A 21,056-nucleotide genomic window follows, 5' to 3' on the forward strand; every position below is an offset into this window, starting at 1 on the left:
GCTCACCCGGCGCAGCAGGAGAGTTTGGCGATGTCCTTGCCGAACGAAAGTGCTGCGAGCTTCAGCCCCTCGACCGTGGTGAGGTAAGGAAAGATCGTGTCCGCGAGGTCATCGACGGTGAGACCCTGGCGGATCGCGAGAGCCGCGGTCTGAATGCTGTCGGCACCTTCCGGCGCGAGGATGTGGGCGCCGAGCAAACGACCGCCAGCAGCATCGGCCACGAGCTTGATAAGCCCACGAGTGTCGCGGGCGGCGAGTGCGCGCGGCACCTGATCGAGACCGATCGTCGAAACGCGGATCTCATGCCCGGCCGCACGCGCCGCCGCCTCGGTGAGACCTACGCTTGCGACCTGCGGATCGGTGAAGACGATAGCGGGCATGGCGCTGTTATCGTAGCGCAGGCTGTCGCCATTGAGGGCGTTCTTGGCGGCGAGCTTGGCGCCATAGGCGGCCATGTAGACGAACTGGTCGCGGCCGGTGACGTCGCCGGCGGCATAGACGCCAGCCTTGGTCGTGCGCATGCGGTCGTCGACCACGATGCCGCCCTTCGCCGAGACGGTGATCCCGTGCTCGGCCAGCCCAAGGCCTTCGATGTTGGGCGTGCGGCCCGTGGTGATCAGCACCTGATCGGCGTCGATCTGGACATCGTGACCGTCACGCGTGACGGTCAGTGACGCTCGGCCCTCGGTTTTGCGGATCGCGCGGTAAGCGATGCCGGAGATAACGGTGATGCCTTCATCCTCGAAATACCCCGTGAGCGCCGCGCCGATCTCGGGCTCGGCCTCGGGGAGCAGTCGGGACCGGCAGACGAGGGTCACCTTGACGCCGGCACGGGCGAACATCTGGGCGAGCTCCGCGCCGATATAACCGCCGCCGATCACCAGCAGCGATCGCGGCAGTTCCTCGAGGTCGAGCGCCGTCGTACTGGTGAGATACGGTACGGTCTCGAGGCCAGGAATAGCAGGAACTGCCGGCCGCGCGCCGGTTGCGATAATGATCTTGCCAGCGGCAATACGCGCGCCGTCAACTTCGACACCGCCGTCGAGGAGGCGAGCCGGCCCGTCGCGATAGGCGATACCATTGTACGCGGGGAGCAGGTCCGCGTATTTGGCCTGGCGCAGCCCAGACACGAGCGTGTCCTTCTGACGAACGGTTCCGCGCCAGTCTGTCAGTTCGGCTTCAGCAGTAATGCCGGCAAAACGTGCCGCCACGCGAGCGTTATGAAGCGTCTCGGCCGCGCGGATCAGGGTCTTCGACGGCACGCAGCCGACATTGACGCAGGTGCCGCCGATGGTGCCACTGCCGATGAGCGCCACCTGTGCGCCCTGATCGGCGGCCGTGATCGAGGCCGAGAAGCCGGCCGAGCCGGCGCCGATGACGACGAGATCGTAAGCGCCTCCATTGCGACCGTTTGTGCGCAAGGGTCGGTTGGCGACCACCAGGCTCTTCGACGCCACATCGAGACCAGCGAGGCTCGGCCCGAACAGAGCACGGCCGGCTTCCAGTCCTTCCTCGATCGACAGCCGGAAACCTGGCTCGTCGGTGGAACGTTCGTCGCGCCAGGCGGAAAGATGCTCGTCCGAGCAGAAAAAAGCGGTCGTCGCGCAGAGCGAGCTCGCGGCGCAGCCGCCTTCATAACGGACGCTCTGCCACATGACGGCCGACTGTGGCTCGACGTCGGCGAGTGCCCGCCCTCGGTCCTGCGTGGTGATCCGGATCAGTGCGCCGCAATGGCCGCAGGGCGAGGCGATCGCGGTGTCGCGATCGGTCATGGCACCGATGCCCAGCGCGTCGACCGCGCACATTGCATTCAGCGTGCGTCCGTCCAGAGTGACCCGATGGCCGGTGTTATGATCGCTGAACGGATAGGCGCCGACGATCAGCTCGCCATCGAGAACGACGAGGTCGCGCCGGCGGAGCTCGTCGAGCAGTGGCCGGATGACCATCTCACTGAGTTTTGTACGCTCCGCAAGCGCGCTTATGGTCGGGGCACCCCCGTGGTCGGCGTAGAGTCGGAGCAACGCAACACGCACCCTGTCGGTGGCGGGATCGTAACCGCTCCAGCGATTGAGCACGTGGTCGGACCCGACCATCGCCTGCAGAGCGTTCTTGACCACAGGCGACGTGACCGCCGACCAATCCGGAAACGTTACGCCCGGTCGAACGGCAAAGCTCGCCAGTGTCGCGGGCTGAGAAACGGCCGGGTTGTCCCGGGAGGAGGTTGCACAGCAATCGTTCATGGCTTCACGCCTTCCTTGCGAATCTTCGTCTCATAGGCCGTGGCTCTTGCCCGGCGATGATGGGGCCCCCACGCGCCGAAGCCGAAGCCCGCGACGATCAGGGGAAGCACCACTGCACCCACACCTGTCAGCCACGTGCCAAGACCCGCCAGAGACAGGCCGACGGCGAGGAGCGGCGCCGCGCAGCAGATCGCGGCGAGGACGGCGCCAACGGCACCTGCGCGGATTACGGCGCGATCAGTCATCTAGCTGCCTTGCTGCGTCGGGTGGGCCGGATAACCAGCATTCATGCTGGCGGCTGCGATGGCATCGGTGCTCGTCTTAGCGTCGTCGAAGGTCACGGTCGCGGACTTCGCCTCGAAGGAGACGGTCACCTTCGCGACACCGGGGATTGCCGCCATCGTGGTCTTCACGATGTAGGGGCACGAGGCGCAGGTCATGTTGTCGACGGCAAACGTCACAGTGCGTTCGGCGGCGAAGGCGGCAGGCGCAGTCATCACCGACGCGATCAAAGTGAAAGCGCTCAAACTCTTCCTCATGGGGTAGTCTCCTCTTGGTGTCAGGCGGAAAGCAGCAGCGGCGCGACGTAGTCGAAGGCGAAAGCAGCGGCGACGAGTACGGTCGCGAACCAGAGCGCGATCTGAACGAGGCGGCTGGGGACGGCGCGCGTGCAGGCAGCCCCATCGGCACAGGCCTGTCGCGGCTTCCAGTAGACAAGGTAGAAGCCGTAGCCGAGCATGCCCGCCGTTGCGGCGACAAACAGTGGCTTGTAGGGCGCAAGCGCCGTCAGATTGCCGATCCAGGCGCCGCCGATGCCGAGGCTGAACAGGACGAGCGGAATGATGCAACAGGACGAGGCGGCGATGGCGCCGAGTATGCCGCCGACGGCGACCAGGCGCTGTCGCCCGGCCTCGCTTCGCTCTGGCGTCGTCAGGTTTGCCGCAGTCGGTGCAACGTCTGCTGGTCCGTGTCGGGATGCATTCATGTTCGACCTCGCTCTTCTTGTCGAAAACCTATCCAGGCGCTAATGTGCGGTCTGTAGCAACTACAGGGTCAAGGGGTATTTTTGGATGCGCGATCACGCTGGCGTGAAAGGCCTCAAGCGCGCCGAACTCGCACAGCGCACAGGGTGCAATCTGGAGACGGTCCGCTATTACGAGAAGGTCGGCCTCCTGCCGGAGCCGCCGCGCACGGCGAGCGGCTATCGCAGCTACGACAGCACCCACGAGCGACGGCTTCGCTTCGTCTTGCGGGCGCGCGAGCTCGGCTTCTCCCTCGATGAAGTCCGTGAACTGCTGCGCCTCGTCGACGAGCGCGACCAGCCCTGCGCCGAGGCAAGCGCCGTTGCCGCCGCGCATCTCGACGACGTGCGTGAAAAGATCGCCGACCTGAAACGCATGGAGCGAGTGCTGAAGGACGTGGTGGCCCAATGCACAGAAGGCAATCGGCGGGAATGTCCGCTGATCGAGACGCTGTTCCGGGAGCCGGCGAGCTCAGCGAAATGCCAGTGAGACAGCTTGACTGTTCAGATAAACGCCGAGGCTGCCGTCACCGGCCTGGAAGATCACGATGGTGACCATCAGCGTCGTGGCGAGGCTGAAGGCGAAGGCGTGCGCTTGGTTGAGGGACATCGTTCCGGCTCCTGTCTGGAGGCGGGGGACCATCCCCCGCGTGACAGGCGCCCGATGTGTCCGGGCGAAGGCCGCAATCACCGCGCAGGCGAAGCCGCAGCGGCGGCATGCGCGCATAGCCGACCCTTTACGGGTTGATGGCGTCAGGCCCTCGGCCGGACCAAGGATCAGCGCAAGGACAAGGGGGCTGGTCCGACGTCTGGACCGGAGGCTTGGCTGGATTCTCCAGTACGACGCGCCTCGATCTTTATTGGTTGGTCAGGACATAGCCTCGCGGATCGCTGTTCGGCCGGCACCTGCCTCTCGACCCGTGACGAAGGGCTGCGGTTACCCCCGTCAGAAGCGGAGTTGAGGCTGGGCGCCAACGCCCATGGTCCCGGCCGTGGGCAGGCGGCTTGACGCTCGATATGCACCGACATACATATGCATCATGATGCAACAAAGCGTTTTCCAGACATTGGCCGACCCGACGCGGCTTCGTATCGTCGAAGCGCTAGCAGCCGGGGAACAGGCGGTGGGCGACCTCGTTCGTGCCGTGGACATCGATCAGTCCGGCGTTTCGCGGCACCTGAGAATCCTCGGGGAAGCGGGATTCGTCGTCATGAGGCCCGATGGGGCAAGGCGCCTCTACTCGCTCCGACCTGAGCCGTTCCATGCGATCGACGACTGGGTTCGAAGCTATCGCAGGCTTTGGGAGGGCCGGCTCGATCGTTTCGATGCAGCTCTGGCGCGACGGGGGAGCGCGCGGCAATCCGAGGGTGAGAAGTGATGGCGCACCGCAGCGAGCGGGCCGCGGGTCCCATCAGGTTCGAGCGGATCTATGACGCATCGATCGAGGACGTCTGGGCGCTTTGGACCACGAAAGAAGGGCTGGAGGAGTGGTTCGCACCCGAGGGAATGCGCGTCGAGATGACGGCCCTTCAGCTGCGGGTCGGCGGCGCCTTTGATTATGTGATGACCGCGGTGGGTGCCGAGCAGGTCGCCTACCTGGCAAACCTCGACATGCGGCAGACCGCGCGGGTGAGCGGTCGGCTCGTGGAGATAGTGCGCCACCGGCGACTGCGCATCCGCTTCGACATGGACTTCGTCCCCGGCGTCGAGACGTATCCGTATGACATGCTGGTCGAGATGAGCGTCGAAGCCGGGCGTGTCCGGATGGTCCTTACGGCGGATCGTCATCCGGACCCCGAGATGACAAGCGGCGCAATCCTTGGATTGACCAGCCAGCTGCAAAAATTCGACCTGGCTATCTCAGCAAGAGCAACAAAGGAGCAACGTCCATAGTGCGACCCCTTCTCTACTCCATCAACGTGACGATCGACGGTTGTGTCGACCATAGCGCCGGCTCTACGGACGCGGTGCTTCTGGAGGAGGCGCTGCGTGCAACACATCACCATGCCATAGCGAGCATGGGCCGCGCCGATGCGCTGCTCTTTGGTCGCGTCACCTACCAGATGATGGAGGAAGCGTGGCGGCTGGAGACGCGGACCTTGACAATGCCCGAGTGGACGGACCCGTTCGCACGGACCATTGATGCGATGAAGAAGTACGTCGTTTCCAGCACGCTCGGCGAGGTCGATTGGAACGCGGAGCTGGTCCGTGGCGATTTGGCCGAGGCCGTCCAGGCGCTTAAACAAGAACCCGGGAAGGCGGTGTTCACCGGTGGCGTCAGGCTCCCAATGGCGTTGGCGGAGCTGGGCCTGATCGACGAGTATGAGTTCGTGGTCCAGCCCATTATTGTGGGGCGTGGCCCCAGCTTGTTCGCCGGCCTCTCAAAGGTCATAGACTTGAAACTCGTCGATCGGATTGAGCTGAGCTCCGGCGCCGTGGCTCTGCGCTATGAGCCTAGAAGGTAGGTTGGACGCAGCTCGCAGGCCCCTTTGCTTCCAATCAGATGCACGCCAGGGGCAAATCGGAGTCTTGCGACCAATGGTTTAGGTGCCAGCTCCTTTGACGAGTGGCCATTACGTGGCTCCCCGGCCGGGTTGTCGCGGCAGGCACCCAAGGGGGCGTTCGTGTTGTTAACTGGCTTTACGTAGCAAGCTGTATGGAGGCGCTGCATGGCTTACGAAGGCAGCTGTCACTGTGGGAAGGTAGCATTCCGAGTTAACGAAGACCTTCCAGCGAATGCGGTCAGGTGTAACTGTTCGCACTGTCGAAGGAAGGGGTTTTTGCTATCCTTTGTGCCATCAGGCAGTCTAATGATCCTTCAGGGAGAAGAGGTGCTTACGGATTATTTCTTCAATAAACATGCCATTGCTCACCGGTTCTGTTCGACATGTGGTTGTGAGGCGTTTGGTTATGGCAAGGGTCCAGATGGTGCTGATATTGCGTTCATTAACCTACGGTGCGTGCCTTCGATCGATCTCGATGCCCTGGTAATTCAAGACGTGGACGGTGCTAATCTTTAGATATGCCTGATCGCACCGTCCCATGGATGAGTCGAATGCTGAGAGCTCTTGCTACGCGGGCCGTTCCACATATTATTGGTTGATGGCGTCAATCGATCGGTCGGACCAAGGATCAGCGCAGCAAAGCGGGAGATGGTGGCCGGCGATGGGTGGTTCGATGGTTGTTCTGGATACGGGCCGGACTTCGCCCTTGTCATGAGCCCGCAGGAGAATGCAACAGTGCGCGGCCTGAAACGGAGCGGTCCTACGGCACCGAATTGAGACGCTCGGCCAGACGATCCAGGCCGCCGCGAATCATGCTCGCATACGGGGTGTCGGGCAGATCTGCGGTGGCGGCCATTCCTGCCGCGAGATGGCGCTGGCAAGCCGCTCTGTCTCCTAGGCGCAAATAATCGTCGCCGAGGTTGAGGTGCAACGACGGCATGAAAGCCGCAATAGATAGGCTGTCGTGATGTCCTTTGGCTTCGGCGTCGGTGCAGCGCAGCGCTGCAGCCAGCGCTCGCTGGTCCCATGCCAGCTCATCCTGCAGGTTGTCCTGCGCATCGGCCATGAAATGCGCCAGTGTGCACTCATGGAGGGGTCTTGGATCGCGCTCAATTTTATCCCAGATATCCACGAACGCTTGGCGCGCTTCGGCTCGTGCACCACCTTGTAAGGTCGTGATGGCTGCTTGGATCTCGGTCATGATAGGATCGTCGGACATTGGCAAATCCTAACAAAAATAGATGGTTTTGCGGAAGTCCGGGGCTAACTCGCCCCGGCTCCGAAGTGCCAAACCGGGATGCCGAGCTTCTTCGCCTTGTCGGCGAGGTTGTCCTGGATGCCCGTGCCGGGAAAACGCATGACCCCGATCGGCAGCACGTCCAGCATCTGATCGTTACGCTTGAAGGGCGCGGCCTTGGCGTGCCTGGTCCAGTCGGGCTTGAACGCCACCTGCGGCACCTTGCGATGGTCCGCCCAACGGGATGCGATGCGTTCGGCGCCCTTGGGCGAACCGCCGTGCAACAGCACCATGTCGGGGTGCTTGGCGTGGACCTGATCGAGCTTGGCCCAGATCAGACGGTGATCGTTGAAGTCCAGTCCGCCGGTGAAGGCGATCTTCGGGCCAGCCGGCAGCATGACCTGCGTCTCGGCCCGCTTCTTCGCCGCGAGGAAGTCACGGCTGTCGATCATCGCCGAGGTCAGGTGGCGGTGGTTGACCATCGATCCGCTGCGGGGTCTCCACGATGAGCGAGTTTGGCGCTCGAACTGCTCGGCGGCCTCGTCGCGCATCAGTTCGAAGGCGTCGCGCCGCTCGATCAGCGTCTGCCCTTCGGCAATGAGGCGTTCCAACTCGACCGACTTCACCTCGCTGCCGTCCTGCTCGCGCTGCGAGCGGCGCTGCGCCTGCTCGTTGTCGTCCAGTTCGCGCTCGATCCGCTGGGTGGCGCGGTGGAAGAGGTTGACCGTCGACCAGAGGAGGTCGTCGAGGTCCGGCTCGAGGCGGGTGTCTTCGAGCGTCGAGATCAGGGCGTCGAAGATGTCCGCGATGGCGCCTGCCACCTGGTTGCCATCGGGCAGTTCCCTCGGGTCGGGGTCGTCCGCGAAGGGACGGTAGCCATAGAGCTGAAGTTCGCTGAGGACATGGTCGGTGGGAGATGCGGCGTGGTCCGGTTCGTGGTCGTGATGCTCGCTCATGGGATGCTCCGTCGGTCGTGACCGCGACCCTCGCGGCCTTCATGGCGACGAAAGCTGGCGAGCGGACCGGACCTGCACCCGCAGCGAAGCGCAGGGCCGAAGCGTCAGCGGAGGATGGCGGAGGCCGGCTATTTTGTTTCGCGATGGAAAGCGGCCCAACGGGGCCGCGCCGGAAAATAGTCGGCTGCAGACATTGCCGGTCCGGCCCGGTTGCCGGCCGATCGCCCTCTCGAAGGCCGGGGCGCGGTCCTCCCCGACACGGGAAAGCATCTGAGCGAGGCGGAGAGCGGATTGCCTGCCACATCCCTTCTCGGCCTATGCCGCCAACTGCATAAAGCGCGCGACGTCCTGCGCCGCGATCTGCACCCGCAAGGCTGCCCGAAGGCTATCCTGGCCCAGGATGCGCAAGTCTTCGTTGAAGTCCTCAAGGCTCGGCGACAGCACGATCGCCTCGATGCCGACCGCATGCGCGCGTTCGGTCAAGGTCGCCATCGCGCCGTCGCCTGCCGGATCGTCGTCGCGCGCGATGTAGAGCCGGCGCAGCGTGTCCGGGAAGAGGAGGGCGGCAAGGTGCGCGGCAGAGAGCGCCGCCGCCACGGGCATGGCGGGCAGGACTTGCCTCAAAGAAAGCATGGTCTCAATGCCTTCGCCGGCCGCCATCACCTGGCCCGCCACGCCGAACCGTACGGCGTGTCCGAGGAGGTCGCCCATCGCCCGCCTCGGCGTGTCGATCGTCGCCTTGCCGTCTGCGCTCGAATCCATGCCAGGGGGCGCGAGATAGGTGCGGTGCGCCCCGGTGATCCTGCCGTTAAGGTCGGTGACGACCGCGATCATTGCCGGCCACGTCTGGGTCGGAGAATGCTCGTCGGGGCGATAGTAGCAGCGAGGGTGGAAGCGCAGCGACCCGCTTGCGTGCAAAGCCGTAATGCCGCGTTTGCGGAGATACGTTTCGGCGAGAGTGCCCGAGATCGGCTGCGACATGGCGACCAGCCGCCGTGCCGCCTCCGGCGATCCGGTCGGAGCGGCTGCCTGGCGCGAGGACCGCTGATCAGGGTGAGGCTCAGGATGCGGCAGGCTGAGGAAGCGCCGCGCCTCATCGGTGACGTCCTTGAAATCGATGAGGCCACAGCTTTCGCGGATCACGTCGAGCAGGTCGCCATGCTCGCCCGTGGCCGCGTCGGTCCATTTGCCGGCCGCGCCCTTGCCGGACTCGGAGCCTTTCAGCCGGACGAACATCGATCGGCCGGGCGTGTTGCGTGCGTCGCCGACCAGCCAGTAGCGGCCCTCGCGGCGTCCGGCGGAAAGGTAATGGCGGCAGACCGCTTCCGCCTGACGGCCGAGACGCTGCGCGAGGTCTGATGCGGTTTTCGGCATAAGGCGACCCCAGAAAAAGAAGGCCCGCCGTCGCCGGCGGGCCTGAGGTGGAGACGGGTTTGTTGACGAACGTTATTCGGCCGCGACGGCGTGGGGGACGTTGGCCTCGGCTTCCTCATCATCGTCGACGGGATCGAACTCGCCCATAGCCGTTTCGCCGCCGTCCTCCGCCGTCTCTTCGACGACATCGGTGTCGGCGGTCTCGACCGGGGCCGGCGCCGTGATTGCCGCGTCGCCGGCGTCGGCCGTCTCCGCAGCGACGGTGCCGATCGCCCGCCCAGGCGTGCGCAGCGGCTCCGGCAGCCAGCCCGAGCCCGCGAGGATCTGCGCGGCGGCCTCCGCCATGTCGCCCTTCTTCATATGCTCGATGCGGTCACCGGCCCGGTCGCCCTTCGCCTCGCGCACGGCGGCGAGGATGCGCGCCTTGGTGAGCCGGCCGAGGAAACCGTCCACGGTCGGGGTCCAGCCGGCGCCCGCCATGTCGAGATCGACCGCCTGCGCGAGCCGGTCGGCATGAAGGATCGCCCGCGGCCGGCGATTGTAGGGCTCGATCACGGCGTTGACCGACAGCGCGACGCAGTGCGCGAACAGCGCCTGCCGGCTGTCCGCATCGAAGCCGTCGAGCGCGTCCCAGAGCTCTTCCGGCTCCTTCGGGAGGGTGTTGGCCCAGGCCTGATGCCGCACATCGAGCGCGCGGGCCGACGGCGTATCGGCGAGCCCGGGCGCCTGAGCGGCGAAGCCGGCGCTCTTCAGGTCGAGCTCCAGGCAGGTGTCGAGCGCGTAGCGGTAGAACACGCGGATGCAGAGCGCGTGCAGCGCCGCCAGGAACGCCACGTCCGGGTTCTCGCCGAGCGCGTGGCGCAGCGCGATCGTGCGATGCGCGGTGAGTTCCGCCATCAGCCGGTCGGGAATGGGCTTCAGGCCCTCATCCTCCTCCGGCTCCTCGACGGGTCCGACCTGAACGGCCGTGCCATCGTCGTCGACCTGAGCTGCGACGGTCCGCGTCTCCTCGCCATCGCCGGTCAGTTCGCCGGTGGCGCTGTCCGCCTCCGGCTCGATCGGCAGCTCGTCCTCCGGCCGGACGAACCCGCGCTCGATCCGCAGACCGCCGCCGGCGTCGATGCTCACGAAGGCGCCGGCGCGCCCGATCTCGTCGACGTCGAACCGGACCGGCCGCTGATCGAGGGCCTCCAGCGCGGTCTCGATCTCGCCCAGGCGTGCGTCCACCTCTTCGGGCAGCTCGTCCGCCTCGGCGTATTCGGCCTCCAGTCCATCGAGCTCGGCCTGGAGCGCGGCACGCGCGGCTTCCTCCTGCTCGGTAATGGGGACCTCCTCGCCGCGCAGCTGACGAAGGCCGAACACATGGCCGTAGGGGAACGAAGTCGCGACCTCGGTCCACTTCCAGCCCTCGGCCTCTACCTCGGCCGCTGCTTCCCGGAGCTTCTCCGTCACCATCATGTCGAGCAGGCTGACATCCTGCAGCCAGCCGCCATCGTCGGCCTGGAACAGGTCGCGCAGGACCGTGCCGCCGGCCTCGACATAGGCGTCGATCCCGACGAACTGCGCCCGCTTGTCGGAGGCGCGGACGGCGTGCTCGGTCAGCATGCGCCGGATCACGTAGGGCTGCTTGTCGTAGCCTTGCGTCAGTCGTTCGAACACCTGCTCCTGGCGCTCATGATCGCCCGAGACGGTGAAGGCCATCAGCTGGTCCAGCGTCATGCCGTCCTCGGCATAGACGTCGAGCAGGCGCGGCGACACCGAAGCGAGCTTCAACCGCTGCTTGACGACCGCGACCGGCACGAAGAACGCCGCCGCGATATCCTCCTCGGACTGGCCCTTCTCGCGCAGCGCCTGGAAGGCCCGGAACTGGTCGAGCGGGTGCAGCGGCGCGCGCTGGACGTTCTCGGCGAGGCTGTCTTCCTCGGCGATGCCGTCGTCGCGCACGACGCAGGGCACGGGGGCAGTTTTGGCGAGGCGCTTCTGCTTGACCAAAAGCTCCAGCGCCCGGAACCGCCGACCGCCGGCCGGAATCTCGTAGATGCCAGTCTCGGTCCCGTCCTCGCCGACGATGGGGCGAACCGACAGGCCCTGCAGCAGGCCGCGCCGGGCGATGTCCTCGGCGAGCTCCTCGATCGAGACGCCGGCCTTGACGCGCCGGACGTTCGACTGGGAGAGCACGAGCTTGTTGAGGGGGATGTCGCGCGAGGACGACAGGGTAATCTTCTTCGATGCCGCTTGGGCCATGGTCTTCACTCCACGACGGGCGGCCGGGAGCCTCTCTCTCGGCCTCCTACCCGTCACGAAGCGCAGCGCCGCCCTCTTCCTCTGAAGAGAGCGACGCCGCAGAAACGTGGATCAGGAAAAGCGCAGAGCCGGAGAGCCGCGAACCGGCAAAGCCGATTCCACGGCTCGGCAGGAGTCAGGCCGCGCGGTCGAGGAGCTTCTTTGCCCGGGCTTCGAGATCCAGCCGCGCGTCCTGGTGCGGCTTGTCGCGGGCGACAGCGGTGATGCCCTGGACGAAGTCGAAGACGCTGGTCGGCGCGCGGCCCTCCTCGACGAGCACCGCCTCGATGATCTTGGCGGTTTCGGCCTTGCCGAATCCACGCTTGCGCAGGAAGTCGGTCCGGTCCTCGTCCGTGCGGGCGACGATCTGCGCCCGGGCGGCCTTGATGCCATTGATGAAAGGCGCCGGTGAAGAGTTCGCGAAGCGCGTCAGCGCCGGCGCCGCCTCGTGAGCGAAACGGGAAGCGGCATATTTGGAGTGCCGGATCGTGATCTCCTCGAAGTCTTCGACGCCCCAGAGATTGCGGTTCTGGCAAACGGCGCGGAGATAGAAGCTGGCCATCCCGAGCGTCTTCGCGCCGACCTCCGAGTTCCAGCAGTAGAAGCCCCGGAAATAGAGATCAGGCGAGCCGTCGGGCAGGCGCCCGGCTTCGATCGGGTTGAGGTCGTCGACCAGGAAGAGGAACACGTCTCGGTCGCTGGCGTAGAGCGTCGTCGTGTCCTGGGTGATGTCCACTCGCGGATTGTAGAAGCCGGTCGACCAATCGAGCACGCCTGGCACCTTCCAGCGGGTGTCGCCGGTGCCGTTGCCGGCGATGCGCTGCACCGCGGCGACCAGCTCGTGGTCGAAGATGCGGCCATAGTCCGGGCCGGTGACGGCGCGCAGTTCGACGCGTCCATCGTCGGTCTCGAGAGTCTTGACCTGCTCGGCGCGGTGCGAGGTGAGGCCGTATTGTAGGTTGATGCCCGCCAGCGGCGCCGGAAGTTGGCGCAGATAGGCGGCCGGCGCGCCGACCAGCGCGGCGAGTTGGCCGAAGCTCCAGTGCGTGGGGGCGACCGGCGCCTCGGAGCCGGGCAGCACCAGGTCGAGCCGCTCGGCATTGTCGCGGCTGGCTTCGACGCGAACGGCGGCGCTCTCGACGGTGCGGGTGCGACTGCGCGCGGCCCGCCCTTTCACCGACGCCATCAGCTCGGACAGTGATAGGTAGCGTTCGTCGGCCGGTCGGTTGAACCACTCGGACGACACGCGGCCGATTCGCTCACCTCGACTGACATCGACCTTGTAGCCGCCACGCGCATCGGGGCGGGTATCCAGGACTTCAACTTCGGTCATGACTCATCTCCATGACGAGCCGGCCGGGAGCCTCTCTCTCGACCCTCAACCCGTCACGGCGATAGCCGCTGCCCTCATCCTCTTATGGGCGCCTTGCGGGGCAGGATGCGCGGAAAACGCGGCGCTCTAGCCTGTCATAGGCCTCGACCAAAACAGCCAGAGCAGCAGGATCGCGGCCGCGATCCAGAGGATGACGATGGACGCGGCTGCCACCCAGCTGACAGGACGGTCCGCTCGCGAGTCGGCCTTCGCGCGAAACTCGGCCATGAGTTGAGGTGGGACCAGGCGCACAGCAAGGAGGATCGCCAGCGGCAACAGGACGATCTCGTCCAGATAACCGAGCACGGGGATGAAGTCGGGGATCAGGTCGATCGGTGAAAGCGCATACGCTGCGATCGCGGCGCAGACCGCCTTGGCATACCAAGGAACGCGAGGATCACGCGCCGCAATCCAGAGCGCCTCGACGTCCCGCTTGATCCGTCGCGCCCAGCGCTTGACTCTGGTTAGTATACCTTCGCTCTCATCAGACAAATCTCTCTCCTGACCCGGCTCCCTTTTGTCCAGTGAACCAAAGTAGGGTTGGACAGCGCCAAAGTCGTGTCTTGCAGGGCGCGTCGCCGTGCCTCGCTCCGACGCGGAGTTTCAGCACGGCCTCCGGGGTGCCGCCCGCAGATGGGGTTCGGTGAGAGCACGGGCTGGCCCGGGGAAAGGCTTCATCCCTCGCCGCCCTCCACCCAAAAGCCGCTGGCGAGTGCTTTCCGAAGGCGGGTGCTCACCGTGATCGCGTCCGCCGCAGTCCAGCCGGCGGCGCCCGCCTCCACGAACTCGGCCACACGATGGACACGCGAAAAAGGGCTGAGGGCTTGCAGGAAGGCGCGAATCTCGGGGTCGATACCCTCGAGCCCCTCCCGCTCGCACGCGGCGAGCGCCTTGCCGAGATCGTGTCGGACATCTGCGATGCAGCGCGCATCCGTCCACCCGCGATGGTGAAGGTAGGCCTTCAGCAACAGTTCCAATCCCCAATGGAGATTTTGGAACACATGCTCGTCGGTGCGGCCCCCGTCAGTCCCGTCGAATCGTTCTGCCGATGCGCAGAAATTTCCGCCCATGCTGCGGAGGTGTTGCACGAGAGTTTCCTGCATCTGCCTGCCCCACCCTGATCACTCCTACCGGTCACGCGCTCCGTCGGCCAGTCCGTCCTTTTTGTGCGCCGAGGCGCGCTACGGCGCCCGGCTCGTGCCGCTCCAGGAACCTGGGACCAGCTTGGGCATTGTGTCGGAAAGGGGGTGAGATGATCGAGCCTGCATCCGACTCGGAAGAAGAACGCACGTCGATACTCGTCGTTGAAGACGAGATTTTGGTAAGGTATGTCATATGCGACTACCTGAGAGACTGTGGCTTCCATGTCATCGAGGCTGGTACAGCCGACGAAGCTCTGGAATACCTGCGGTCACATAACGATGTAGGGCTGGTCTTCTCGGATGTGCGCATGCCAGGGTCGCTGGATGGCATAGGCCTTTCCCAGCAGGTGCGGCTTCTCTACCCGCATATCCCGGTGATCCTGACGTCTGGGCATCTGCTGCCGGGCGAGATCGACGGAACGCCGCTGATGACGAAGCCCTATGTACTTGGCGACGTGGCTCAGAAAATCCGTGCCATTCTGGACGACGCGGGGGGCGGTTTCACGTCGAACAGTGAAGCGGTATGACTAGTCCCCATATCCTGTTGGTGGAGAACGACGTGCTCGTGCGGAAGCCGCTCGCTGAATATTTGCGCGACTGCGGCTATAAGGTGGTTGAAGCCCTGAATACCGATGAAGCGGTTGAGGTGCTGACCACGGGCAGCGCTGCCATCGGCATCGTGCTGGCCGACGTGAGCAGCCCCGGCAAGATCGATGGCTTCGGTCTTGCGCGTTGGATGCGGTCGAACGGTATCGACGCAAAGATCATTCTCGCCGGCACCGTCCAGAAGGCGGCCGCCAAGGCGCAGGACCTCTGCGAGGACGGCCCGCTGTTGTCGAAGCCCTACGATCACTCGCTTCTGCTCAATCGCATCAAAAGCGAAGTGGCGGCGAGAGCGCGAAACGGAAAGCCGGAGTCTGACATCTGAGGTCGGCGAAGAGCGCGAAGAGCAAACGATGGACTGCAAAGAAAAGGCGCGCCTGGTCATTGATTACGAAGCAAAAACGGCCAGTTTTTCACGCGCTGTGACGGTTTTTCAAGGCAAGTTGGCGACGTCTGCAAAGGAGGAATACGACCGACTGCAACGGCGTGTCGACGAGGCGCGGGTTGAATCGGAGGGCGCCCGGCTCGCGCTGGAACGCCATATCTCTGAACATGGTTGTTGAACTGACTCTGCGGTACGGCGGTGCGATTGACGGGTGCGTCTCCCCTGGCGGTCGCGCGCGAGAATATTTCGCGAGGGAGGAGGAGCGCCCGGTCCGGGAAATTGAAGCACCTCGCGCGCGAATGCGAGGTTCTGGGACGACCAGCGGGTGGGGGACGCGGGGCGGTTTCAGGGTCGCGGCTGCAGTGGTATCGGCGTAGGAAGAAGGTCGGTCTGCTTTTGGTCCGAACGTTGCGGGTTGCCCTCCCTGGGCGATAAGCTTTCAGTGCGATGAAAAGCAAGTTCGGCCCCAAAAATTGCTTACGAGGTGCTCGTCCAAAGCGTTGTGGACTACGCGATTTACTTGCTCGACCGCGAGGGCCGCGTGTCGAGCTGGAATCCAGGCGCGGAGCGGATCAAGGGCTATTCGCCGGGCGAAATCCTGGGCAAGCACTTTTCCCGGTTTTACACCGAAGAGGATCGCCACGCCGATGTGCCCGAGGCGGCGCTTGGCCCAAGCTTGGGCGGTGACATTCAGTTCGAGACTGCCGTCCCCTGAGCCGCGTAGCGACGGGCTCTCGCGCCAATTGTCAAACGGCTTGCAAAATTGACCCCCGATCGGCGTCCAAGATTGACCCCCCTGGCGCTGGCGTTGGCAGTCGCCCGGCGGCGTAGCGCGGAGCCCTTGCGCAGCGCAGCGCGTAGCCGACGGGCGCACCCCTCACGGTCGGATTAGGATCGGTTCTTCAGCCGCCAGCTGTCGTTGCCGGTTTCGACGATGTCACAGTGGTGGGTCAGGCGGTCGAGCAACGCCGTGGTCATCTTGGCGTCGCCGAAGACGCTGGGCCATTCACCGAAGGACAGGTTGGTGGTGATGATCACCGAGGTCCGTTCGTAGAGCTTGCTGATCAGGTGGAAGAGCAGCTGGCCGCCGGATTGCGCAAACGGCAGGTAGCCCAGCTCGTCCAAGACGACGAGATCCAGCCGCGACAGTTGGGCGGCGAGCATCCCGGCCTTGCCGCGCCGGGTTTCATCTTCGAGCCGGTTCACGAGGTCGACGAGATTGAAGAAGCGGCCTCGGACGCCGGCGCGCACAACATTGGCGGTGATGGCGATGGCCAGATGGGTCTTGCCCGTGCCGGTCCCACCGACCAGCACGACATTGCGACGGTTGGCCAGGAAGGCGCCGTCGTGCAGCGATCGGACGAGGCCCTCATTGATCGGCGAGCCTTCGAAGAGGAAGGCCGACAGGTCCTTCATCACCGGCAGCTTGGCCGCGGTCATACGGTATCGGATGGAAGCGGCCTGACGGTGGGCGGTTTCCGCCGCCAGGAGATCGGCGAGGATTTCCATGGCCGTCCGGTTGCGCTGGAGGCCCGTGGTCACCGCGTCGTCGAAGGCGCCAGCCATGCCCTTCAGGCCGAGCTGCCCCAAGGCCTCGATCATATCATGCCGCTGCACGGGAGCCTCGCAGTAGGTCATAACGGGCGCAGTCAGCGACCGGAGGATCACGCAGCTTCAGGGCCTCCGATGTTGTGATCCCTTGGGGGCCTGGGGGTTCTCGTCGTCGGGCCAGGATATTGAGGATCACCTCGTCACTGGCGACGCCAGCATCCAGGGCTTCGCGGACCGCCTCATCGACGGCCTCCAGCCCGTCGTCCAGCACAGCGGCTAACACCCGCACGAAGCGCCGGTCGGCCTCGTCGCCCGATCCCAGCTTCTTTCTAAATCGGGTCAGGGCCGGTGGCAGCGACCAGTCCCGGAAGGGCGCGCCGTTGCGCAGGGCGCCTGGCTTGCGGGCCAGCACCGGCAAGTAGTGCCAGGGGTCATAGACCGTCCTGTCGCGGCCGAGGCTGCGTGGGTGATCGGCCACCTTCTCACCGTCGCAGAGCACAACGATCCGGTCCGCATAGGCGCGGATCTGAACCGCCCGGCGCGCGGCCCGGGCCGCCACGGAGTAGCGGTTACGATCGAAGTTGATCAGGCAGGTCGCCTGGGCCACCGCCTCGACCTGGTGGAAGCCGTCGAAGGGGCCGGCAAACGGCGCCAGAAACGGCCTCTCCGCCTCGAAGACCTCCCAGACCGTCCGGTCACGTTGTTCCGGATGGCGATCGCTGCGCGCGCGGCGCTCGCACTCGGCCTCCAGCCAGCCGTTGAGCTCCTCCAGGGTCTTGAAGCGCAGGCGCGGCTTGAAGATGTTGTCCCGGGCATAGCCCACCTGGTTCTCGACCTGGCCCTTCTCCCAGCCCGAGGCCGGCGTGCAAGCCACCGGCTCGATCAGGTAGTGCGAGCACATCTGCTCGAAGCGCCGGTTGAAGCGCCGAGTCTTGCCCGCGAAGACCGCGTCGACCGCCGTCTTCATGTTGTCGTAGATCCCCCGCGTCGTGACCCCGCCGAACAGTGCAAAGGCGCGGGTGTGCGCGTCGAAGACCATCTCCTGGGTCTCGCGCGGATAGGCCCGGATGTAGAAGCGACGGCTGTGGCAGAGCCGCAGATGCGCCACCTTCACCGTCAGCGGCCGCCCCCCGATCTCGACCTGGTCGTGGCTCCAGTCGAACTGGTAGGCGTCGCCCGGAGCAAAGCTCAGCGGCACAAACGCCTCGACTGGCGAGCTCACGCCGCGGCGCGCCGATGCCCAGCGACCGGCATATCGGCGCACGGCGTCATAGCCACCCTCATAGCCTTCCCGGGACAACAGATCGGCCATCCGCGTCAGCGTCAGCCGGTCCTTGCGGGCGCCCGCCGCGTTCGCATCGAGCATCGCCTCCAGCCTCGGGATGAACGCGCCCAGCTTCGGATGAGGCTGTTCGGAACGCTCATACTCGAACGCTGTCTCCCCGGATCTCAGCACCTTCCGGACCGTGTTGCGCGACAGCCCAAGCTCCCGCGCGATCGTCTTCACGCCCTTGCCCCGCCCGAAGTGCTCGCGCCGGATCTTCGCAACCGTCTCCACTACCAACATCCCCGTCTCGATCCGCAGCTGAACAAGCCGCCGATCTGGCCATCAAAGCCTCAGGGATAGGGGGTCATTTTTCGACGCCGATCTCCCCGAGATGGGGGGCAATTTTCCACGCCGATTCACACGCCAATCATGAAATTGTCCGTGCCGCTCGCATCAGGTCGAGGTGATGGGCCACGGCTGGCGAAGATGAGCACTACATCTACGCTTTACCACAATGATGATCCGATCCGGAGGTCGAACGTGACTATCGTGGCAACTGCCTTTTGGCGACGGCTGGATACGCTCGGTCACGACGCGTGCCGTTTGGAGCAGTGCGGTAGTGGTTGGCGTATCGAAGGAACCGCCGTCTTTCGCCGTAAGGAAGGCCCGGCGTGCATTGCCTATCGCGTCGAATGTGGCGCCGATTGGAAAACGGTGCGCGGAGACGTTCGGGGTTTCCTTGGGCGCCGACCTATCGAATACCTCATCGTTCGACAGGGGACTGAGTGGACGCTGAACGGGGAGGTCGTGCACGGCTTGGATCATCTCGTTGATCTCGATCTCGGGTTCACGCCTGCGACGAACCTGCAACAGCTTCGTCGCGTTCCGATCGCTCAAGGCTGCGCCGCTCACATCTCTGTTGCATGGCTCGATGCCGAGACAGGTGAGTTGACCGAACTGGACCAGCGATACACGCGACGTGGCGAATCTGCCTTCTGGTACGAGGCACCGAGCGCCAGCTACGAAGGCCTCCTCAAACTCGCGCCGGATGGCTTCATTCGGCATTATCCTACTCTCTGGAAGGCGGAACAGTAGCGTAACGGCGGCGGCGACGCCGCGCCCCAGCGTAGATTTGGCGGGGCAATTGGAGCCAGAAAGCAGCTGCCTCACAATTCTTGAACCTGAATCTCGGTGCCTCGGGCTGGACGGAGATTTCAGGCTATCTGGATGGTCTGAACGCCGGCCTTGCTGAGAAGGCCGTAGAGGGTGGCGATCTTGGTGCGCGCCCCGCGTTTGGCGCAGTAGGTGAAGACCACCCTCTGCTTGGCCCGCGTGAACGCGACGAAGAAGCCGGCGGTCGCCTCCATTTGGTCGCCAGCAAAACTCCACCAGGCGCCGTCATCAAGCCCGACAAAGATGACGCTATGGTATTCGAGCCCCTTGCTCTTGTGGATCGTCATGAGCGGAATGGCATGCAGGCCTTCGTAGGTGTCGAGGGTCTCCGTCCAATCTGCGGCGTCGGCCGATGACCCGTGCAGATGCACTGCGGTGGCCTCAACGACCTTCTCAAACCACCCGCCCTGCGCATAGGCGGGATGAACGGCGATCAGCCGTTCACGGCCGACGAAGCAAAGGACGTCATCAACGATGGTCCGCGCATCGGCTTTGGACGCTGGCGGTTCGGGATGGTCGGCGCTGAGCTGGGTCGCTTGGGCGTCGAGCTCGCGGGCGAATATTGCCTGGGCGGCTTCGTCCTCGGGAGAAATCCCGCGCAAAGCCCCCAGCGCCTCCTGGCATTCGGTCCAATGCCGACCTGCGCGTTTCGTCATGGCAAGACGTAGAACCTTGACCAACAGCTCTGATGCTTCTTCCGCGAGAAGCTCTTGCAACATGACGGCGCCGACGGTTCCGGCCTCGTTGCGAAGCGGGATTCCCGCGGCTCGAAAGGCTGGCTCGAGTACGGCCGCATAGTCGACCGCCTTCTGGCGCACGAGCAGGACGAAGTCGCGAGGGCCGAGCGCATGGGCCTTCACTTCGCCGGCGACGAACCGGGCCAGCCGCTGTGCTTCGATCTCGGGACTCGAGAAGTCCCAGATTGCGCAGCTTTCGCCTGCAATCGTGGTTGCCGTCTTCGAAACGGGCTCTACCGCACGAGCGTCTAGCGCTTGCGCGAGGACATGCTGGATGCGCACGAGCTCGGGCGACGACCGATAGTTGTTGTAGAGCGGCGTGCGCTTGCCGCCGAAATCGGCGTCGAACGCGGAGAATGGATCGTCCATCGCCATCGCCCAACGCATGATCTGCTGCTTATTGTCTCCCACTGCAGTGATCACTGCATCGGTTCCGAGGAAGATCGTTCGCACGAGATCGTATTGGATCTGGGTGGTGTCCTGGAACTCGTCCATGAACAGGTGCGAGTAGGTCAAACGGAGGGCGTCGCGCGCCATCGGATTGACGCGCAGGAGCAGTTCGGCGAGCCGTCCGATCATCGGGAACGACAGAAAGGTCTTCTTTCCCTCGTGCAGCGACGATTGCCAGAATCGATCCGCCGCCCACTGGCCGACTGTCGGGTCAGGCCAGCCCAGAACGGGAAGCGGTGAGCCTACGAGCAGCGAGCGCTCGAATGTCTTGATGGAGATCGCCTGGAGGTCAGCGTAGCTGCCTATGGCTTTCGGAGGCGTACCGACATCCTGGAACAGAAATCCCCGAAAGGCCGTATCGTTTGGGAACATGAGTTCATAGTCGGGTCGCGGTCGCCATCGCTCGGGCAGCGCTTGGCCGAACCGGTCGACCAGGCTTTTGGCGAACGCGTCGAAGGTCATCGAATCGAGACGGCCGGCGTGGCTGCGATGGCAGCGCTGGCGGACGCGGGCGGCGAGATTGGTCGCGGCGTCACGCTTGAAGCTGATCGCGAGAATGCGCCGCGGCGGCGGCGCGATGCCGGTCTGCAGAAGATAGGCGGCGCGCTGTGCGAGGAGCTCGGTCTTCCCCGCACCGGGGCCGGCGATGACCGAGCGGTTGTCGGTGGAGCGGACCACCTTGATCGCGTTCGCTTCGAGGGCGTCGACACCGATCGGCTTCCAATCGTCGGGTCGAACCCGTCGCGCAAGCACCGCCATG

At 64.8% G+C, this 21,056-nt stretch carries 24 protein-coding genes and 1 pseudogene; 10 read left to right on the plus strand and 15 right to left on the minus strand.

Going from position 1 to position 21,056, the window contains the following annotated elements:
- Positions 1-2: 2 nt before the first annotated feature.
- Genes merBA through F8237_RS18460 form a run of 4 tightly spaced genes read right to left on the minus strand, consistent with a single transcriptional unit; the run spans position 3 to position 3,225 of the window.
- Positions 3-2,240 carry a bifunctional organomercurial lyase/mercury(II) reductase MerBA gene (merBA, locus tag F8237_RS18445; protein ID WP_012092603.1) on the minus strand — a complete coding sequence of 746 codons (2,238 nt, stop codon included), beginning with the start codon at positions 2,238-2,240 and terminating at the stop codon, positions 3-5.
- Positions 2,237-2,485, minus strand: coding sequence for a hypothetical protein (locus F8237_RS18450; RefSeq protein WP_012092602.1), 249 nt, complete (start codon positions 2,483-2,485; stop codon positions 2,237-2,239). Before F8237_RS18450 ends, merBA begins: the two co-directional genes overlap by 4 nt.
- Positions 2,486-2,779 carry a heavy-metal-associated domain-containing protein gene (locus tag F8237_RS18455; protein ID WP_012092601.1) on the minus strand — a complete coding sequence of 98 codons (294 nt, stop codon included), beginning with the start codon at positions 2,777-2,779 and terminating at the stop codon, positions 2,486-2,488.
- 20 nt (positions 2,780-2,799) lie between these two features.
- The gene (locus F8237_RS18460) at positions 2,800-3,225 is read right to left on the minus strand and encodes a mercuric transporter MerT family protein (RefSeq protein WP_012092600.1); all 426 of its coding nucleotides are present in this window, start codon (positions 3,223-3,225) and stop codon (positions 2,800-2,802) included.
- An 85-nt stretch (positions 3,226-3,310) separates the two neighbouring features.
- On the opposite strand from F8237_RS18460, the gene F8237_RS18465 reads away from it, so the two are divergent.
- A complete protein-coding gene (locus F8237_RS18465; RefSeq protein WP_012092599.1) occupies positions 3,311-3,751 on the plus strand; it encodes a MerR family transcriptional regulator in 441 nt (146 codons plus the stop codon).
- Here the strand turns inward: F8237_RS18465 and F8237_RS36375 are convergent.
- Positions 3,734-3,871: a hypothetical protein gene (locus tag F8237_RS36375; protein ID WP_167527479.1), complete on the minus strand. Its 138-nt coding sequence runs from the start codon at positions 3,869-3,871 to the stop codon at positions 3,734-3,736. The genes F8237_RS18465 and F8237_RS36375 overlap by 18 nt on opposite strands.
- Before the next feature lie 430 nt (positions 3,872-4,301).
- On the opposite strand from F8237_RS36375, the gene F8237_RS18470 reads away from it, so the two are divergent.
- The 4 genes from F8237_RS18470 (at position 4,302) to F8237_RS18485 (ending at position 6,282) form a co-directional block, all read left to right on the plus strand.
- Positions 4,302-4,640: an ArsR/SmtB family transcription factor gene (locus tag F8237_RS18470; protein ID WP_137901420.1), complete on the plus strand. Its 339-nt coding sequence runs from the start codon at positions 4,302-4,304 to the stop codon at positions 4,638-4,640.
- On the plus strand, positions 4,640-5,155 hold the full coding sequence (locus tag F8237_RS18475) for an SRPBCC family protein (protein ID WP_137901419.1): 516 nt from the start codon (positions 4,640-4,642) through the stop codon (positions 5,153-5,155). The genes F8237_RS18470 and F8237_RS18475 overlap by 1 nt, the downstream gene beginning before the upstream one ends.
- Positions 5,155-5,727 carry a dihydrofolate reductase family protein gene (locus tag F8237_RS18480; RefSeq protein ID WP_137901418.1) on the plus strand — a complete coding sequence of 191 codons (573 nt, stop codon included), beginning with the start codon at positions 5,155-5,157 and terminating at the stop codon, positions 5,725-5,727. The genes F8237_RS18475 and F8237_RS18480 overlap by 1 nt, the downstream gene beginning before the upstream one ends.
- A 204-nt stretch (positions 5,728-5,931) precedes the next feature.
- Complete coding sequence (locus F8237_RS18485; protein WP_137901417.1) at positions 5,932-6,282, plus strand: GFA family protein; 351 nt, start codon at positions 5,932-5,934, stop codon at positions 6,280-6,282.
- Between the two features lie 244 nt (positions 6,283-6,526).
- Here the strand turns inward: F8237_RS18485 and F8237_RS18490 are convergent, their stop codons facing one another.
- The 7 genes from F8237_RS18490 to F8237_RS18520 form a co-directional block, all read right to left on the minus strand.
- On the minus strand, positions 6,527-6,985 hold the full coding sequence (locus F8237_RS18490; protein ID WP_137901416.1) for a hypothetical protein: 459 nt from the start codon (positions 6,983-6,985) through the stop codon (positions 6,527-6,529).
- A gap of 44 nt (positions 6,986-7,029) precedes the next feature.
- Positions 7,030-7,959, minus strand: a complete 930-nt coding sequence (locus F8237_RS18495) for a DUF2493 domain-containing protein (RefSeq protein ID WP_137901415.1) — start codon at positions 7,957-7,959, stop codon at positions 7,030-7,032.
- Between the two features lie 315 nt (positions 7,960-8,274).
- A complete protein-coding gene (locus F8237_RS18500; RefSeq protein WP_137901414.1) occupies positions 8,275-9,333 on the minus strand; it encodes a DUF7146 domain-containing protein in 1,059 nt (352 codons plus the stop codon).
- A gap of 72 nt (positions 9,334-9,405) precedes the next feature.
- The gene (locus F8237_RS18505; RefSeq protein ID WP_137901413.1) at positions 9,406-11,577 is read right to left on the minus strand and encodes a ParB/RepB/Spo0J family partition protein; all 2,172 of its coding nucleotides are present in this window, start codon (positions 11,575-11,577) and stop codon (positions 9,406-9,408) included.
- A 175-nt stretch (positions 11,578-11,752) separates the two neighbouring features.
- Positions 11,753-12,949, minus strand: coding sequence for a DUF932 domain-containing protein (locus F8237_RS18510; protein ID WP_137901412.1), 1,197 nt, complete (start codon positions 12,947-12,949; stop codon positions 11,753-11,755).
- A 126-nt stretch (positions 12,950-13,075) separates the two neighbouring features.
- Positions 13,076-13,480: a YkvA family protein gene (locus tag F8237_RS18515; protein ID WP_244625930.1), complete on the minus strand. Its 405-nt coding sequence runs from the start codon at positions 13,478-13,480 to the stop codon at positions 13,076-13,078.
- Positions 13,481-13,662: 182 nt separating this feature from the next.
- On the minus strand, positions 13,663-14,091 hold the full coding sequence (locus F8237_RS18520) for a hypothetical protein (protein ID WP_137901411.1): 429 nt from the start codon (positions 14,089-14,091) through the stop codon (positions 13,663-13,665).
- A 149-nt stretch (positions 14,092-14,240) separates the two neighbouring features.
- On the opposite strand from F8237_RS18520, the gene F8237_RS18525 reads away from it, so the two are divergent.
- The 4 genes and pseudogenes from F8237_RS18525 to F8237_RS18540 all read left to right on the plus strand — a co-directional run.
- A complete protein-coding gene (locus tag F8237_RS18525; protein WP_058639974.1) occupies positions 14,241-14,657 on the plus strand; it encodes a response regulator in 417 nt (138 codons plus the stop codon).
- The gene (locus tag F8237_RS18530; protein ID WP_116968902.1) at positions 14,654-15,058 is read left to right on the plus strand and encodes a response regulator; all 405 of its coding nucleotides are present in this window, start codon (positions 14,654-14,656) and stop codon (positions 15,056-15,058) included. Before F8237_RS18525 ends, F8237_RS18530 begins: the two co-directional genes overlap by 4 nt.
- A 28-nt stretch (positions 15,059-15,086) precedes the next feature.
- Positions 15,087-15,296, plus strand: coding sequence for a hypothetical protein (locus tag F8237_RS18535; RefSeq protein ID WP_058771712.1), 210 nt, complete (start codon positions 15,087-15,089; stop codon positions 15,294-15,296).
- 294 nt (positions 15,297-15,590) lie between these two features.
- Positions 15,591-15,788: pseudogene (locus tag F8237_RS18540) on the plus strand (PAS domain S-box protein); the annotation flags it as partial.
- Positions 15,789-16,006: 218 nt separating this feature from the next.
- Here the strand turns inward: F8237_RS18540 and istB are convergent.
- Together istB and istA are read right to left on the minus strand one after the other, a co-directional pair.
- The gene (istB, locus tag F8237_RS18545) at positions 16,007-16,735 is read right to left on the minus strand and encodes an IS21-like element helper ATPase IstB (RefSeq protein WP_151650599.1); all 729 of its coding nucleotides are present in this window, start codon (positions 16,733-16,735) and stop codon (positions 16,007-16,009) included.
- Positions 16,722-18,236: an IS21 family transposase gene (gene istA, locus F8237_RS18550; protein ID WP_151646750.1), complete on the minus strand. Its 1,515-nt coding sequence runs from the start codon at positions 18,234-18,236 to the stop codon at positions 16,722-16,724. Before istA ends, istB begins: the two co-directional genes overlap by 14 nt.
- Before the next feature lie 240 nt (positions 18,237-18,476).
- On the opposite strand from istA, the gene F8237_RS18555 reads away from it, so the two are divergent.
- The gene (locus F8237_RS18555; protein WP_198669278.1) at positions 18,477-19,031 is read left to right on the plus strand and encodes a putative glycolipid-binding domain-containing protein; all 555 of its coding nucleotides are present in this window, start codon (positions 18,477-18,479) and stop codon (positions 19,029-19,031) included.
- Between the two features lie 119 nt (positions 19,032-19,150).
- Here the strand turns inward: F8237_RS18555 and F8237_RS18560 are convergent, their stop codons facing one another.
- Positions 19,151-21,055, minus strand: coding sequence for a UvrD-helicase domain-containing protein (locus F8237_RS18560; protein WP_116968899.1), 1,905 nt, complete (start codon positions 21,053-21,055; stop codon positions 19,151-19,153).
- Position 21,056 lies beyond the last annotated feature (1 nt).

It is taken from the genome of Bradyrhizobium betae (assembly GCF_008932115.1).
GTDB classification, from domain to species: domain Bacteria; phylum Pseudomonadota; class Alphaproteobacteria; order Rhizobiales; family Xanthobacteraceae; genus Bradyrhizobium; species Bradyrhizobium betae.

Bases quoted from the DNA above. Each gene is read 5' to 3' on its own strand.
- merBA (WP_012092603.1), bottom strand. From the start codon at position 2,240: ATGAACGATTGCTGTGCAACCTCCTCCCGGGACAACCCGGCCGTTTCT.
- F8237_RS18450 (WP_012092602.1), bottom strand. From the start codon at position 2,485: ATGACTGATCGCGCCGTAATCCGCGCAGGTGCCGTTGGCGCCGTCCTC.
- F8237_RS18455 (WP_012092601.1), bottom strand. From the start codon at position 2,779: ATGAGGAAGAGTTTGAGCGCTTTCACTTTGATCGCGTCGGTGATGACT.
- F8237_RS18460 (WP_012092600.1), bottom strand. From the start codon at position 3,225: ATGAATGCATCCCGACACGGACCAGCAGACGTTGCACCGACTGCGGCA.
- F8237_RS18465 (WP_012092599.1), top strand. From the start codon at position 3,311: ATGCGCGATCACGCTGGCGTGAAAGGCCTCAAGCGCGCCGAACTCGCA.
- F8237_RS36375 (WP_167527479.1), bottom strand. From the start codon at position 3,871: ATGTCCCTCAACCAAGCGCACGCCTTCGCCTTCAGCCTCGCCACGACG.
- F8237_RS18470 (WP_137901420.1), top strand. From the start codon at position 4,302: ATGATGCAACAAAGCGTTTTCCAGACATTGGCCGACCCGACGCGGCTT.
- F8237_RS18475 (WP_137901419.1), top strand. From the start codon at position 4,640: ATGGCGCACCGCAGCGAGCGGGCCGCGGGTCCCATCAGGTTCGAGCGG.
- F8237_RS18485 (WP_137901417.1), top strand. From the start codon at position 5,932: ATGGCTTACGAAGGCAGCTGTCACTGTGGGAAGGTAGCATTCCGAGTT.
- F8237_RS18490 (WP_137901416.1), bottom strand. From the start codon at position 6,985: ATGTCCGACGATCCTATCATGACCGAGATCCAAGCAGCCATCACGACC.
- F8237_RS18495 (WP_137901415.1), bottom strand. From the start codon at position 7,959: ATGAGCGAGCATCACGACCACGAACCGGACCACGCCGCATCTCCCACC.
- F8237_RS18500 (WP_137901414.1), bottom strand. From the start codon at position 9,333: ATGCCGAAAACCGCATCAGACCTCGCGCAGCGTCTCGGCCGTCAGGCG.
- F8237_RS18505 (WP_137901413.1), bottom strand. From the start codon at position 11,577: ATGGCCCAAGCGGCATCGAAGAAGATTACCCTGTCGTCCTCGCGCGAC.
- F8237_RS18510 (WP_137901412.1), bottom strand. From the start codon at position 12,949: ATGACCGAAGTTGAAGTCCTGGATACCCGCCCCGATGCGCGTGGCGGC.
- F8237_RS18520 (WP_137901411.1), bottom strand. From the start codon at position 14,091: ATGCAGGAAACTCTCGTGCAACACCTCCGCAGCATGGGCGGAAATTTC.
- F8237_RS18525 (WP_058639974.1), top strand. From the start codon at position 14,241: ATGATCGAGCCTGCATCCGACTCGGAAGAAGAACGCACGTCGATACTC.
- F8237_RS18530 (WP_116968902.1), top strand. From the start codon at position 14,654: ATGACTAGTCCCCATATCCTGTTGGTGGAGAACGACGTGCTCGTGCGG.
- F8237_RS18535 (WP_058771712.1), top strand. From the start codon at position 15,087: ATGGACTGCAAAGAAAAGGCGCGCCTGGTCATTGATTACGAAGCAAAA.
- istA (WP_151646750.1), bottom strand. From the start codon at position 18,236: ATGTTGGTAGTGGAGACGGTTGCGAAGATCCGGCGCGAGCACTTCGGG.
- F8237_RS18560 (WP_116968899.1), bottom strand. From the start codon at position 21,055: ATGGCGGTGCTTGCGCGACGGGTTCGACCCGACGATTGGAAGCCGATC.